Origin of the sequence: Escherichia sp. 10290 (assembly GCF_030295155.1) — a bacterium.
GTDB lineage: Bacteria > Pseudomonadota > Gammaproteobacteria > Enterobacterales > Enterobacteriaceae > Escherichia > Escherichia coli_F.
Genome location: NZ_AP025741.1, coordinates 3865884 through 3880309 on the forward strand (window position 1 = coordinate 3865884; position 14426 = coordinate 3880309).

At 50.7% G+C, this 14426-nt stretch carries 12 protein-coding genes; 5 read left to right on the forward strand and 7 right to left on the reverse strand.

The features are described from left to right. Positions 1-16 precede the first annotated feature (16 nt). On the reverse strand, positions 17-916 hold the full coding sequence (yqhC, locus tag QUE74_RS19540; protein WP_001332907.1) for a DNA-binding transcriptional regulator YqhC: 900 nt from the start codon (positions 914-916) through the stop codon (positions 17-19). Between the two features lie 193 nt (positions 917-1109). Between yqhC and yqhD the strand changes: the two genes are divergently transcribed. From yqhD to QUE74_RS19565, 5 genes are all read left to right on the forward strand, one after another. Next, positions 1110-2273, forward strand: a complete 1164-nt coding sequence (gene yqhD, locus QUE74_RS19545) for an alcohol dehydrogenase (protein WP_001058802.1) — start codon at positions 1110-1112, stop codon at positions 2271-2273. 104 nt (positions 2274-2377) lie between these two features. Continuing rightward, on the forward strand, positions 2378-3205 hold the full coding sequence (dkgA, locus tag QUE74_RS19550; RefSeq protein WP_000013131.1) for a 2,5-didehydrogluconate reductase DkgA: 828 nt from the start codon (positions 2378-2380) through the stop codon (positions 3203-3205). Positions 3206-3404: 199 nt separating this feature from the next. After that, the gene (locus tag QUE74_RS19555) at positions 3405-4331 is read left to right on the forward strand and encodes a YqhG/Tai3 family protein (protein WP_000691637.1); all 927 of its coding nucleotides are present in this window, start codon (positions 3405-3407) and stop codon (positions 4329-4331) included. Positions 4332-4380: 49 nt separating this feature from the next. Further along, positions 4381-4638, forward strand: a complete 258-nt coding sequence (gene yqhH / locus QUE74_RS19560; protein ID WP_000848523.1) for a lipoprotein YqhH — start codon at positions 4381-4383, stop codon at positions 4636-4638. 17 nt (positions 4639-4655) lie between these two features. After that, positions 4656-4886 carry an LPP leucine zipper domain-containing protein gene (locus QUE74_RS19565; protein WP_001037461.1) on the forward strand — a complete coding sequence of 77 codons (231 nt, stop codon included), beginning with the start codon at positions 4656-4658 and terminating at the stop codon, positions 4884-4886. A 38-nt stretch (positions 4887-4924) separates the two neighbouring features. Here QUE74_RS19565 and QUE74_RS19570 read toward each other — a convergent pair whose 3' ends face one another. From QUE74_RS19570 to parC, 6 genes are all read right to left on the reverse strand, one after another. Then, positions 4925-7144, reverse strand: coding sequence for a YgiQ family radical SAM protein (locus QUE74_RS19570; RefSeq protein WP_000095185.1), 2220 nt, complete (start codon positions 7142-7144; stop codon positions 4925-4927). Positions 7145-7259: 115 nt separating this feature from the next. Continuing rightward, entirely contained in the window at positions 7260-7934 is a 675-nt protein-coding gene (locus QUE74_RS19575; protein WP_001122589.1) for an ankyrin repeat domain-containing protein, read from the reverse strand. 261 nt (positions 7935-8195) lie between these two features. After that, positions 8196-9620, reverse strand: a complete 1425-nt coding sequence (locus QUE74_RS19580; RefSeq protein WP_000348902.1) for a membrane protein — start codon at positions 9618-9620, stop codon at positions 8196-8198. 50 nt (positions 9621-9670) lie between these two features. Beyond that, positions 9671-11083: a cell division protein FtsP gene (ftsP, locus tag QUE74_RS19585; RefSeq protein WP_000059405.1), complete on the reverse strand. Its 1413-nt coding sequence runs from the start codon at positions 11081-11083 to the stop codon at positions 9671-9673. A 74-nt stretch (positions 11084-11157) separates the two neighbouring features. Beyond that, positions 11158-11895 carry a 1-acylglycerol-3-phosphate O-acyltransferase gene (gene plsC, locus QUE74_RS19590; RefSeq protein ID WP_000965712.1) on the reverse strand — a complete coding sequence of 246 codons (738 nt, stop codon included), beginning with the start codon at positions 11893-11895 and terminating at the stop codon, positions 11158-11160. A gap of 233 nt (positions 11896-12128) precedes the next feature. Beyond that, a complete protein-coding gene (parC, locus tag QUE74_RS19595) occupies positions 12129-14387 on the reverse strand; it encodes a DNA topoisomerase IV subunit A (protein ID WP_001281896.1) in 2259 nt (752 codons plus the stop codon). Positions 14388-14426 lie beyond the last annotated feature (39 nt).

Consider the following 14426-nt stretch of genomic DNA (forward strand, 5'->3'; position numbering starts at 1 on the left):
GGTACCGGGAACGCATTTAACTCCCCTGCATCGCCCGCATTCTTGCCGCATCCTCCCCCGGTGTCACACCAAAGTAACGTTTAAACTCACGGCTAAATTGCGACGCGCTTTCGTAGCCGACGCGCATCGCTGCTGCACTGGCCTTCATGCCGTCGTGGATAATCATCATCCGCGCCTTATGCAGACGGTAATTCTTCAAATACTGCAACGGCGAGGTGCTAGTGACAGACTTAAAATTATGGTGGAACGCCGATACGCTCATGTTGGCTTCTGCCGCCAGTTGCTCGACGCTCAGGTTTTCGGTGTATTTATTCTCAATTCGTTTCAGCACTCGACTAATCAGGCTGAAGTGAGTCTGGCGACTGACCAGCGCCAGTAACGCGCCGCCGCAAGGTCCGGTCAGCACGTAGTACAGAATTTCGCGGATGATCTGTTTGCCGAGAATACGCGCATCCAGCGGTCGCTCCATCACATCGAGTAACCGCTCCGCCGCACATAAAATCTCTTCTGATAACGTGGCAGAGTTAATCCCGCTGGCTGCCATCGACGGCCGAAAATGCTCATCTTCGCCAATGTCCATCAACAGCTCTTGTAACTGCAAAACATCGACATTGAGACGCAACCCTGCCAGCGGTACCTCTGACGTGGCATAAGTTTCGCACTCAAACGGCAACGGCACCGTCAGCAGCAGATATTCATTGGCATCATAACGAAACACGCGTTCATTGATATAACCGATTTTATGCCCAGAAAAGAGAATTATGATGCCGGGCTCGTACATCACCGGCGTACGTGCGAAAGGCGTCTCGCCATACAACAAACGCACATCGGGCAATAGCTCTGACAAACTATTTTCTTTATTTTTCAGTTTATTAACTTTACCCGCCAGCAAGCGGCAAATCTCTTCACGTTTCATATCGCGTAATTTCTTAGGAATAATGCGGCAATTTGATTGTGCGCAATTTTGTCGCATTTCTCCAGCACTCTGGAGAAATAGGCAAGACATTGGCAGAAATGAGCATTGAGAGGTAAGGCGCTGGCGACCACAATGAAAAACATCAGGCAGACCGATCTCTGCCCTCATATTGACCCAGCAAAGGGAGCAAGTAATGAACAACTTTAATCTGCACACCCCAACCCGCATTCTTTTTGGTAAAGGCGCAATCGCTGGTTTACGCGAACAAATTCCTCACGATGCTCGCGTATTGATTACCTACGGCGGCGGCAGCGTGAAAAAAACCGGCGTTCTCGATCAAGTTCTGGATGCCCTGAAAGGCATGGACGTGCTGGAATTTGGCGGTATTGAGCCAAACCCGGCTTATGAAACGCTGATGAATGCCGTGAAACTGGTTCGCGAACAAAAAGTGACTTTCCTGCTGGCGGTTGGCGGCGGTTCTGTACTGGACGGCACCAAATTTATCGCCGCAGCGGCTAATTATCCGGAAAATATCGATCCGTGGCACATTCTACAAACGGGCGGTAAAGAGATTAAAAGCGCCATCCCGATGGGCTGTGTGCTGACGCTGCCAGCAACCGGTTCAGAATCCAACGCAGGTGCGGTCATCTCCCGTAAAACTACAGGCGACAAGCAGGCGTTCCATTCTGCCCATGTTCAGCCGGTATTTGCCGTGCTCGATCCGGTTTATACCTACACTCTGCCGCCGCGTCAGGTGGCTAACGGTGTAGTGGATGCCTTTGTGCACACCGTGGAACAGTATGTTACCAAACCGGTTGATGCCAAAATTCAGGACCGTTTCGCAGAAGGCATTTTGCTGACGCTGATCGAAGATGGTCCGAAAGCCCTGAAAGAGCCAGAAAACTACGATGTACGCGCCAACGTTATGTGGGCGGCGACTCAGGCGCTGAACGGTTTAATTGGCGCAGGTGTACCCCAGGATTGGGCAACGCATATGCTGGGCCACGAACTGACTGCGATGCACGGTCTGGATCACGCGCAAACGCTGGCTATCGTCCTGCCTGCACTGTGGAATGAGAAACGCGACACTAAACGCGCTAAACTGCTGCAATATGCTGAACGCGTCTGGAACATCACAGAAGGTTCTGACGATGAGCGTATTGACGCCGCGATTGCCGCAACCCGCAATTTCTTTGAGCAATTAGGCGTGCCGACCCACCTCTCCGACTACGGTCTGGACGGCAGCTCCATCCCGGCTTTGTTGAAAAAACTGGAAGAGCACGGTATGACCCAACTGGGTGAAAATCATGACATTACGCTGGATGTCAGCCGCCGCATATACGAAGCCGCCCGCTAAGCTTTTTACGCCTCAAACTTTCGTTTTCGGGCATTTCGTCCAGACTTAAGTTCACAACACCTCACCGGAGCCAGCTCCGGTGAGTTCATATAAAGGAGGAACGTATGGCTAATCCAACCGTTATTAAGCTACAGGATGGCAATGTCATGCCCCAGCTGGGACTGGGCGTCTGGCAAGCAAGTAATGAGGAAGTAATCACTGCCATTCAAAAAGCGTTAGACGTGGGTTATCGCTCGATTGATACCGCCGCGGCCTATAAGAACGAAGAAGGTGTCGGCAAAGCCCTGAAAAATGCCTCAGTTAACAGAGAAGAACTGTTCATCACCACTAAACTGTGGAACGACGACCACAAGCGCCCCCGCGAAGCCCTGCTCGACAGCCTGAAAAAACTCCAGCTTGATTATGTCGACCTTTACTTAATGCACTGGCCCGTTCCTGCTATCGACCATTATGTCGAAGCATGGAAGGGCATGATCGAATTGCAAAAAGAGGGCTTAATCAAAAGCATCGGCGTGTGCAACTTCCAGATCCACCACCTGCAACGCCTGATTGATGAAACTGGCGTGACGCCGGTGATAAACCAGATTGAACTCCACCCGCTGATGCAGCAACGCCAGCTTCACGCCTGGAACGCGACACACAAAATCCAGACCGAATCCTGGAGCCCATTAGCGCAAGGAGGGAAAGGCGTTTTCGATCAGAAAGTCATTCGCGATCTGGCAGATAAATACGGCAAAACCCCGGCGCAGATTGTTATCCGCTGGCATCTGGATAACGGCCTGGTGGTGATCCCGAAATCGGTCACACCTTCACGTATTGCCGAAAACTTTGATGTCTGGGATTTCCGTCTCGACAAAGACGAGCTAGGTGAAATTGCCAAACTCGACCAGGGCAAACGCCTCGGCCCCGATCCCGACCAGTTCGGCGGCTAACGCGCAAATTCTTCCGGTGGCGGTAATGTTCCGCTACCGGACTTTTCAGAAATCATTTATTCCCCTCGCGTCACGCCCATTGTTACTCTTCCTTGTTCAGGAACGCCAAATATAAGGGCATCATCATGCAGAGCCGGAAGCTCTTAAAGGAACAACTCATTTACATCCGGGATGAACGCAACGGAGAGGTGAAAAACAGATGAAAATAATACTTCTGTTTTTAGCAGCCCTGGCAAGTTTTACCGTACACGCGCAGCCTCCTTCACAGACCGTAGAACAAACAGTCCGGCAGATTTATCAGAACTATAAATCAGATGCCAGTACGCCTTATTTTGGTGAAACCGGAGAGCGAGCGATAACTTCTGCGCGTATTCAACAGGCGCTTACCCTGAACGACAATCTTACGCTGCCGGGCAATATTGGCTGGCTGGATTATGATCCAGTTTGTGATTGTCAGGATTTTGGCGATCTGGTGTTAGAAAGCGTAGCGATAACCCAACCTGACGCCGATCATGCCGATGCCGTTGTGCGCTTTCGTATCTTTAAAGACGATAAAGAAAAGACCACGCAGACACTGAAAATGGTGGCGGAAAATGGTCGTTGGGTCATTGACGATATTGTCAGCAATCATGGCAGCGTCTTACAAGCAGTTAATAGCGAGAATGAAAAAACGCTGGTAGCTATAGCTTCGTTGCAAAAAGAACAGCCGGAAGCCTTTGTTGCCGAACTCTTTGAACATATTGCTGATTATAGCTGGCCGTGGACGTGGGTGGTTTCCGACTCTTACCGCCAGGCGGTCAATGCCTTCTATAAAACCACCTTCAAGACTGCCAACAATCCCGATGAAGATATGCAAATAGAACGGCAATTTATTTACGACAATCCGATCTGTTTTGGCGAAGAGTCGCTATTTTCACGCGTTGATGAAATCCGTGTCCTGGAGAAAACCACCGATTCCGCCCGCATTCATGTTCGTTTTACGCTGACCAATGGCAACAACGAAGAGCAAGAACTGGTTTTACAGCGGCGCGAAGGTAAGTGGGAAATCGCTGATTTTATCCGCCCGAACAGCGGCAGCCTACTTAAGCAAATTGAGGCAAAAACCGCCGCCAGATTAAAGCAATAGCTGAATTAAATAACAATTAGTCGGAACAATAAATAAAAGGGAATACTATATGAAAACGATTTTCACCGTGGGGGCTGTTGTTCTGGCAACCTGCTTGCTCAGCGGCTGCGTCAATGAGCAAAAGGTCAATCAGCTGGCGAGCAACGTACAGACGTTAAATGCCAAAATTGCCCGACTTGAGCAGGATATGAAAGCATTACGCCCGCAAATCTATGCTGCCAAATCCGACGCTAACAGAGCCAATACGCGCCTTGACGCCCAGGACTATTTCGATTGCCTGCGCTGCTTACGTATGTATGCGGAATGACGGTTCTGGAATTCATAATGAACAAACTTATCTTATCCATTCCGCTGGCGCTGTGTCTTGCTGGCTGTACCAGCAATGCCAAAATTGAACACCTGGAACATGATATTCAGGCATTGAATAACAAAATTAATCAACTGCAACAGGATATTGACGCCCTGCGTCCGGAAATTCAGCAAGTTAAAGACGAAACAGCAAGAGCGCATTACCGCTTAGACGTTCGTAACAGTCCTTATAAACCAAGGTTATAAATTTCCCGGCAGCATCATTGCTGCCGGGCACATTTCACTTAACGACCTGCCACCGCTTTAGGGCGTTTCTTCGCGCCAGCATTCACCGGGCGAGATGGCGTAGACGACGCTTTTTTTGCCGTAGCAGGTGTCTGACGCTGGGTCGCCATCGGCGTATGTTTAGTCAACGCCGGACGGGTATTGCGGTTCTGACGGCGGGCTTCGCGCATCTCTTCAATGGTTGGCGCAGGCACTAAGCAATCACGACGGCTGCCAATCAGATGCTTTTTACCCATCGCTTCCAGCGCCTGACGGATTAACGGCCAGTTTGCCGGATCGTGGTAACGCAACAACGCTTTATGCAAACGACGCTGTTTGTCGCCCTTCGGTACGAAGACGTCTTCACTCTTGTAACCAATCTTCGCCAGCGGGTTTTTCCCGGTGTAATACATGGTGGTGGAGTTAGCCAACGGCGACGGGTAGAAGTTCTGTACCTGGTCGAGACGGAAGCGATGCTTTTTCAGCCACAGCGCCAGATTCACCATATCTTCATCACGCGTACCCGGGTGTGCGGAGATGAAATACGGGATCAGATATTGCTCTTTACCTGCCTGTTTCGAGTAAGTATCGAACAGCTCTTTAAAGCGGTCATAGCTGCCCATGCCCGGCTTCATCATCTTCGATAACGGCCCTTCTTCGGTATGTTCCGGGGCAATCTTCAGATAACCGCCAACGTGATGGGTCGCCAGCTCTTTGATATAGCGCGGATCTTCCACGGCGATATCATAACGCACGCCGGAAGCGATGAGGATCTTTTTAATGCCTTTCAGATCACGCGCGCGGCGATAGAGGTTGATCGTCGGTTCGTGGTTAGTGTCCATATGAGGACAAATATCCGGGTAAACGCACGATAAACGGCGGCAAGTCTGCTCGGCGCGCGGCGATTTGCAGCGCAACATATACATGTTGGCAGTTGGCCCACCGAGATCGGAAATCACGCCCGTAAAGCCTGGCACGGTGTCGCGGATCGCTTCAATCTCGTTGATGATCGAATCTTCCGAACGGCTCTGAATAATGCGACCTTCATGCTCGGTAATAGAGCAGAAAGAGCAGCCGCCAAAGCAGCCACGCATAATGTTGACCGAGAAACGGATCATTTCGTAAGCCGGAATTCGGGCATTACCGTAAGCCGGATGCGGCACGCGCTTGTACGGCAGCGCAAAGACGCTGTCCATCTCTTCGGTAGAAAGCGGGATAGCAGGCGGGTTGATCCACACATAGCGGTCGCCGTGTTTTTGCATCAATGCGCGGGCGCAGCCAGGGTTGGTTTCGTGGTGCAGAATGCGCGAAGCATGGGCGTACAGCACTTTATCGCCCTTCACTTTCTCGAAAGAAGGCAGCAATACGTAGGTTTTTTCCCACGGTTTCGGGCGCGGCGGCTGCACGGTTACGGCTTTCGCTTCCTGCTTTTTCGGCGCAACAGGTTTGTTATCCGCGCACGGCAGATCTTCGCCATACGGATGCGGGATCGGGTCGATTTTCCCTGGGGTATCGAGACGGGTGGAATCCACGCCGCTCCAGCCTGGCAACGCCTCTTTTACGATAATCGCAGTATTACGCACATCGCGGATTTCACTAATCGGCTCACCCATCGCCAGACGATGCGCCACTTCCACCAGCGGACGCTCACCGTTACCGAACATCAGCATGTCGGCTTTGGAATCCACCAGCACGGAACGGCGCACGGTATCAGACCAGTAATCATAATGCGCGGTACGACGCAAACTAGCCTCAATACCGCCGAGGATCACCGGCACATCTTTCCACGCCTCTTTACAACGTTGGGTGTAAACCAGTGTGGCGCGATCCGGGCGCTTACCCGCAACGTTATCCGGCGTGTAGGCATCGTCATGACGTAAACGGCGATCGGCAGTATAGCGGTTGATCATCGAGTCCATGTTGCCAGCAGTAACACCGAAAAACAGATTCGGTTTACCCAGACGCATAAAGTCGTCTTTGCTGCTCCAGTCTGGCTGGGCGATGATCCCGACACGGAAGCCCTGCGCTTCCAGCATACGACCGCAAATCGCCATCCCGAAGCTTGGGTGATCGACATACGCGTCGCCAGTAACCAAAATGATGTCGCAGCTATCCCAGCCAAGTTGATCCATCTCTTCACGAGACATCGGCAAAAACGGTGCCGGTCCAAAACAGGCGGCCCAGTACTGCGGCCAGGAGAACAGGTCGCGATCCGGTTGGATCAGGGAGATAGAGCTCATTTTGCTTCCAGAAATGATAAAAAAATAATCAAAGGCCGGGGATTATAAGCCGGAACGAAAGAGAAATCGAAAAGTTAATGCGATGTTTTCAGCGGATGACTTAACTTCCGGTTGGTTACAGCTTTGCACACCGCGAGGATTGCAGATGGCGTAATCGATTCGCCGGTAATACTGACGTTTTCGCCTGGAGGCTTTGTTCAATCGCAGAACAGAATTGCGTGTTGCTCATTCCGGCAGATAAAAAATCATCTGCGGTCATACCATCCTTAATGCAGTTCATTATTTCCTCTGCTGAGGGTGGCGCATTTTTTGCCAGCATGTCCTTTAAAATCAATGGGAAGATTACATAATCATCGTCGTATTTTTGTCGCCAGATCGCCAGTAATAATGGTGTTGACCTTCCTGTCGATTGGCGGAGCCGTTGCCAGTCGATCAGATTAGCGTCAATCAGTGCCTGTACTGCGGCAATATTCCCAAAGCGCACGATGTAAGTTAGTACTGTCCTGCCACTTTTATCTTCCAGTTCAAGCCGCTTTGGTGACTCCCTCACCTGTTGAACCAGTGCCGCTGTCATGGGAATTACCGACATCGTTTCCAGGCGTAAAACCGGCGTGGGCGGCAGCTGGATCTGCCAAAAAGCCTTCAGCGTTGCGCTGTCATTAGCATCAATGACATTTTCATACGCCTCTTCGTTTAATAATTCTGGCATCAGGGGCAGCAAGGTGAGGCTTATCTCGCGAGCGGCAACAATGTGGCGGGCGATCTCTTCTTCACTAAAACGAATTGGCAAACTTATTCCCCGGTACATCTGCTGCAGTGGATTTTTTTGATGAACAATCGCGCGATATTCCTACGCTTTTGAGGAATTTCCTTGCAGAAAGCGGCTAAACGCGCGGATGGCGCGGGCGTTGTAATGCTTCAACGCAATCGTAAAAAAAGTGCGTGTAGAATACTGTTCATCGCCAATGGAAGGTATAGCAAATGGTGAGATTCGCCCTGACAGATAGCGAAAGGCATTTATTTTTTATCCCTTAACCGCCCCAAACTGCTCCTATTTTGTGGGCGTACATACGCGATCCACTTCTTCCCTGGCGTTTTGACTATACATGCCATTATTTCGCTTTTTGTCGGACTCAATTGCCGCATATAACTTATCACAATGTACGCCCGCCTTTAAAAAAATCTCGCCCATTGCTCCCGTCCACGTTAAATATTTGGCAATGCGTTCCTCCGGCAGTGCGTTTTGCGCATTAATATCATGAATAATTAATGCCAAAACCTCCCGGTCATTGTCGTTTTCTCCCAGTTTTGAAATAGACCATATTAAGGGGTCCTTATCAAACCCCTCAATGTTCATAAGGTGCTGCCAGTTAACTATTCCTTTTTCAACCAGTGCATGTATTACAGCGGTATCTCCTCCATAAATTAAGAAATGGAGAAACTCCTCTTCATTCAGGTCCCCCTCAGACGAGATATTCAGTACCTCTGGAGTATGTCGAATCTCTGCCAACAGCGCATCTGTTTGTGGTATTAATGCCATAGCCTTTAAGCGATACAACCGATTTTCTGGTGGTTGCTTACGCCAGAACCATCGTGCTGCATCGGCATCATATACATTGAGCACGGCACGCCAGACGGCATCTGTTAATAGTTCTGGCATAATAGCCATTAATTGCTTACTTATTTCTAACCCTGAGTTACGTTGTTTTTTTGAACCATGACTATATTTATACACTTCGATCAAAGGGTTTGCCCGGCGCACAATGTCACGATTATTTTTTGCTTTTGGTGAGTTTCCCATAAGCAATTGACTAAAAAAACGAACAGAATGTATATTATGATTCTGAATAGCCGCCATAAAAGGTGTAGTATCTACAGAATAAATCTCTACTGAATCCTCACCCGTACAGTTATCTGACATTGTCAGAAATGGCGATACTCTCTTTGCAATAAGAGTACGTAACGTCTCTTCTTTGACGTCATCACGTTCCGCTGCCAGGGTGAGTAGTTGCATTAATTCTGAACAAGTTACATCGTTATTCAGCGCATGCGCTCCATTGTCCTGCACTTGCTCAAATAAACGCGTTATTTTATATTCCTTCCAGTCGCTATTAATTATGTGTTGCAGATTTTCCCTATGCCCCTGATATAAAACTCCAGCAAGAAAAATCACATGAGACAGAGTAAACAGCAATCTGGAATATTGTGTTTTTTTACCAGCAAACAAAAAAATTGCCGTAGTGATGCATAAAACTGGCTGAAAAAAGACAAAAACATAAATTAACCGAGAGTTAATCCAATAAAGCAATAAGGTCGTAATACAAAGAATAATAAACTGGGGCGCAACACCCCATAGCAGAATGCGACGAATCCTCTTAGATTCAAAAGCGCACCCCGTTATGATTAACAACGCCAGTCCATAGCCCATCCAAAGAAAGGGAAGTACCAAAATAATCATCCATCCCATGCCATCCATGATTCATCCTTGTATCGCCCCACCACTCTGTGGGGCATTGAATTGGTCCATTACGGTACCGGATTGACCAACAGTTGCCCTATCGAGCCACGGTCCGCCATTTCCAGCGTCTGACTGTTGAAGTAGAACGGGAAGTGCGCCCAGGAAGGCTGACCGAAATAAACAAGCAGCTCCACTTGTCCGTCAACCCAAACGGTATCTTTCCAGCCTCTGTCTTCCGGGAATGGCATCGCGCCATTCACGTTACGGATCTGGAACATCACGCCTTCAATATGGAACGCTTGCGGCTCGTCCGCGCGTACCGTCCAGCGTTCCCACGTTCCTTGCTGCGCGGTGACATCAATACGGTTGACGTCCCACAGTTGTCCATTAATACCTGGGTCATCACCCAGACTGATATCGCGACTGCGAATCGGCGAACCGGCCATGATTTCAGTTGGCAGCAAGCGCATCGGAAGACTGTCTGTGACCAGCGGCAGAAGGCCGGTCGGGCGCAGCGTTAGCACCAGCGTAGAAACCAGAATGCTGGATGGCTCAAAGAAGCCACGAATACGATCTACAATGCTCGCCGCTTCACCACAGGTGATCGACACTTCATCACCGTTGCTCATATCCACCAGAATCTCGCGGCGCTCGCCCGGTGCCAGCGAAAGTTGCTTCACCGATACAGGAGCAGGCAAGAATCCCTGATCGCCAGAAATCACATGTAACGGGCGACCATCGCTCATCTGTAGTTGATAGCGACGAGAGTTCGACGCGTTCAACAGACGCAAGCGCACCCAGCCACGCGAGACTTCAACGTACGGGCTTTGTACACCGTTGACCAGCAGCGTATCTCCAACAAAGCCGCCGCTTCCCGGTTCGTTGTATTCTGGCGTACCAAAGTTATCCAGCCGTTTATCCTGGATAATGACCGGAAAATCATCCACACCATAATGGTTGGGGATAGGCAGCGACTTGCTGACTTCATCTTCCACCAGCCACATTCCGGCAAGGCCATTATAGACCTGCTGAGCCGTGCGATTGGGGGTATTAGCGTGATACCACAATGTCGCTGCGTTCTGGCGAATGGGTAATACGGGTGCCCAGTCAGCGTTTGGCGACATCATCCGTGCCGGACCGCCCATCAGCGGGCCAGGCACCTGTAAACCAGACACCGTCATTGAGACATTTTCTGTCAGGCGGTTACTGTAGATCAGCTTAACATCATCGCCCTTCCAGACGCGGATAGTCGGCCCCAGGTAACGACCATTGATTCCCCAGACCGATGCGCGTGTCCCTGGCGTAAATGACCAGTGCGCACGTTGTACAGTCATAAACAGCGGTTGCCCACGGCGAGATTCAAGCAGCGGCGGAACGGGTAGCGGTTGCTGTTGCCCGGCTGCGCTGGCCTTCAGGGGAACAGCGCCTGCACAAAGTGCAATCCCCGATGCCTGAATGAACTGACGCCGACTGAGTGACATATTTGCTCCATGTAAAACTGGCTAAAGTAATACCGTGCAGGAAAGTGTTCCCCGCAAAAATACAGATTGCCGACTTAAACTTTTCCGGCGGCTTCGCGCTCTGCGACTTCTTTATCGAGCTCAGCGATTTTTTGTTCCATTATCGAACGACAATGGGCAGCCAACTCGCGAACCTGATCTTTGCCATACTGACTGACGTCAATTGGCGGCAGCATTTCGACAATCACCAGACCGTTGTGTAGCCGATTAAGATTAATCTTATTCGAAGTTGTAGAGACGCACACGGGAATAATCGGGACGCCTGCCGCAATTGCCGCGTGAAATGCTCCGGTCTTGAACGGCAGCAGGCCGCGACCACGGCTGCGGGTACCTTCCGGGAACATCCAGATGGAAATACGGCGTTTTTTGAAGTGATTCACTACTTCTGCAATGGTGCCGTGAGCTTTAGTGCGGTTATTTCTGTCGATCAATAAGTTGCCGGTTAGCCAGTACAACTGACCAAAGAAGGGGATCCACAGCAAACTCTTTTTACCTACCGTCACCGTCGGCGGTTGCACGATGTTCGATGCTGTCACCATGTCATAGTTGTTCTGGTGGTTAGCAATATAAATAGCATTGCCGTAGCTTTCAGCATCTGCAGGTTTGCGACACTCAACTTTCAGGCCGAACAGCGGCGCAAGACGACCAAACATATGCCCAAAGGTGGCTACATGTTTCGGGTTACGCGGGCTGAAAAGGCAGTAAATGGAGCCGAATACACAGACTAAGATGCTGTAAATCACGGTAATAATAAGACGAAAGATATATAGCATAACACCCTCTGAAGGTCTGAGAGACTGGCATTGTACGTCACCTGAAATCAGGTTAGGGCATTGTTAAAAGCCGCTCTCTGGAAAAGCGTATTGTTAATCGCAACGCATGAATAAACAACGGTTTCAAGGGAATTTTTATCGTTTCCGGGGGTGGAATATGCTGCCGGATGACGACTTAACGTTTCATCCGGCGTTCCTTGCAAGCGGGAGGAAGCAATACCCTCCCCGGCATACTACTCTTCGCTATCGCCGCTGCTGGCGCGGCGAGGAGAGTCGATCTCGACACGATCGATACGCTGCAAACCGCGCATCAACGTACCGCGGCGTCCACGTTCGCCAGTGACTTTCTGTAGCTCTTCCGGACGCAGTTTAATTTTGCGTTTCCCAACATGAATGGTCAGCGTGCTTTGCGGCGGCAGAACGTACAGTTGCGCCAGACCATCTTCTCCACGCGCGGCTTCTGCCGATGGAATGTTGATAATCTTGTTGCCTTTGCCCTTCGACAGCTGCGGCAGATCGCTTACCGGGAACATCAACATACGGCCTGCCTGAGTGATTGCCAGCAGCATATCAGAAGCGTCCTCAATCACCACAGGCGGCATAACATGGGCATTTTCCGGTAAAGTGATTAAGGCCTTACCTGCACGGTTACGCGCCACCAGATCGTTAAAGGTGCAGACGAAACCGTAACCCGCATCGGAAGCCATCAACAGTTTCTGATCGTCGCTTTCCATCAGCATATGGTCAACGGTCGCCCCAGGCGGCAACGTCAATTTGCCGGTGAGCGGCTCGCCCTGACCACGTGCCGACGGCAGCGTAATCGGGTCGATAGCATAGCTACGACCGGTGGAGTCAACAAACACTACCGGTTGGTTGCTCTTACCTTTCACCGCTGCTTTGAAACTATCACCCGCTTTATAATTCAGGCCCGGCGCGTCGATGTCATGGCCTTTAGCGCTGCGTACCCAGCCCATCTGCGACAGCACAATGGTGACAGGTTCAGACGGCAACATGTCGTGCTCGCTCATCGCTTTCGCTTCTTCGCGTTCCTGCAACGGCGAACGACGATCGTCACCATAAGCTTGCGCGTCTGCCTGCAGTTCTTTCTTCAGCAGTTTATTCATTTTACGCTCGGACGCCAGAATGCCCTGCAACTGGTCGCGCTCTTTTTCCAGCTCACTCTGCTCACCGCGAATCTTCATCTCTTCCAGTTTGGCAAGATGACGCAGTTTCAGTTCGAGGATCGCTTCCGCCTGGGTTTCCGTAAGGCCAAACCGCGACATCAGCGCCGGTTTCGGTTCATCTTCATTGCGAATGATCTCAATCACTTCGTCGATATTGAGAAACGCCACCAGCAAACCTTCGAGGATATGCAGGCGCTTGAGGACTTTCTCCAGACGATAGTTCAGTCGGCGGCGCACGGTATCGCGGCGGAACACCAGCCATTCGGAGAGAATTTCCAGCAGGTTTTTCACCGCCGGACGACCATCCAGACCGATCATATTGAGGTTAATACGATAGCTCTTTTCCAGATCGGTGGTTACGAAGAGGTGGTTCATCACCTGATCCATATCCACGCGGTTGGAACGCGGCACAATCACCAGACGGGTCGGATTCTCGTGGTCAGATTCATCGCGCAGATCGTCAACCATCGGCAGCTTTTTGTTGCGCATTTGCGCAGCAATTTGCTCCAGTACACGCGCACCTGAAACCTGATGCGGCAATGCGCTGATAACCACCGCGCCATCTTCTTTCTTCCACACCGCGCGCATACGCACTGAACCACGTCCGTTCTCGTAAATTTTACGGATCTCGGCGCGCGAAGTGATGATTTCCGCTTCAGTCGGATAATCCGGCCCCTGCACGATATCCAGCAGCTGGTCGAGCGTGGTTTTCGGCTGGTCGATTAATGCGATTGCCGCCTGAGCCACTTCACGCAGGTTATGCGGTGGAATATCGGTCGCCATACCGACGGCAATACCGGTGGTGCCGTTAAGCAAAATGTTCGGCAAACGGGCAGGTAGCATTTTCGGCTCCTGCAAAGTACCGTCGAAGTTTGGCACCCAGTCAGCCGTACCCTGCCCCAGCTCGCTCAATAGCAGCTCGGAATATTTCGACAACCGGGATTCGGTGTAACGCATCGCCGCGAACGATTTCGGATCGTCCGGTGCGCCCCAGTTCCCCTGACCATCAACCAGCGGATAACGGTAAGAGAACGGCTGTGCCATCAGGACCATCGCTTCATAACAGGCGCTATCACCGTGCGGATGGTATTTACCCAGTACGTCACCGACGGTACGGGCCGATTTTTTAAATTTGGCGCTGGCATTTAGTCCCAGTTCAGACATCGCATACACAATGCGGCGCTGAACAGGTTTCAGACCATCACCAATAAACGGCAACGCACGGTCCATGATTACGTACATGGAGTAATTTAAGTAGGCGTTTTCCGTAAATTCATGTAGCGCAAGGCGCTCTGCCATATCGCTCATTAATTCTGATTCCTCAACTTATTCGCCAGCCTTCAAAGG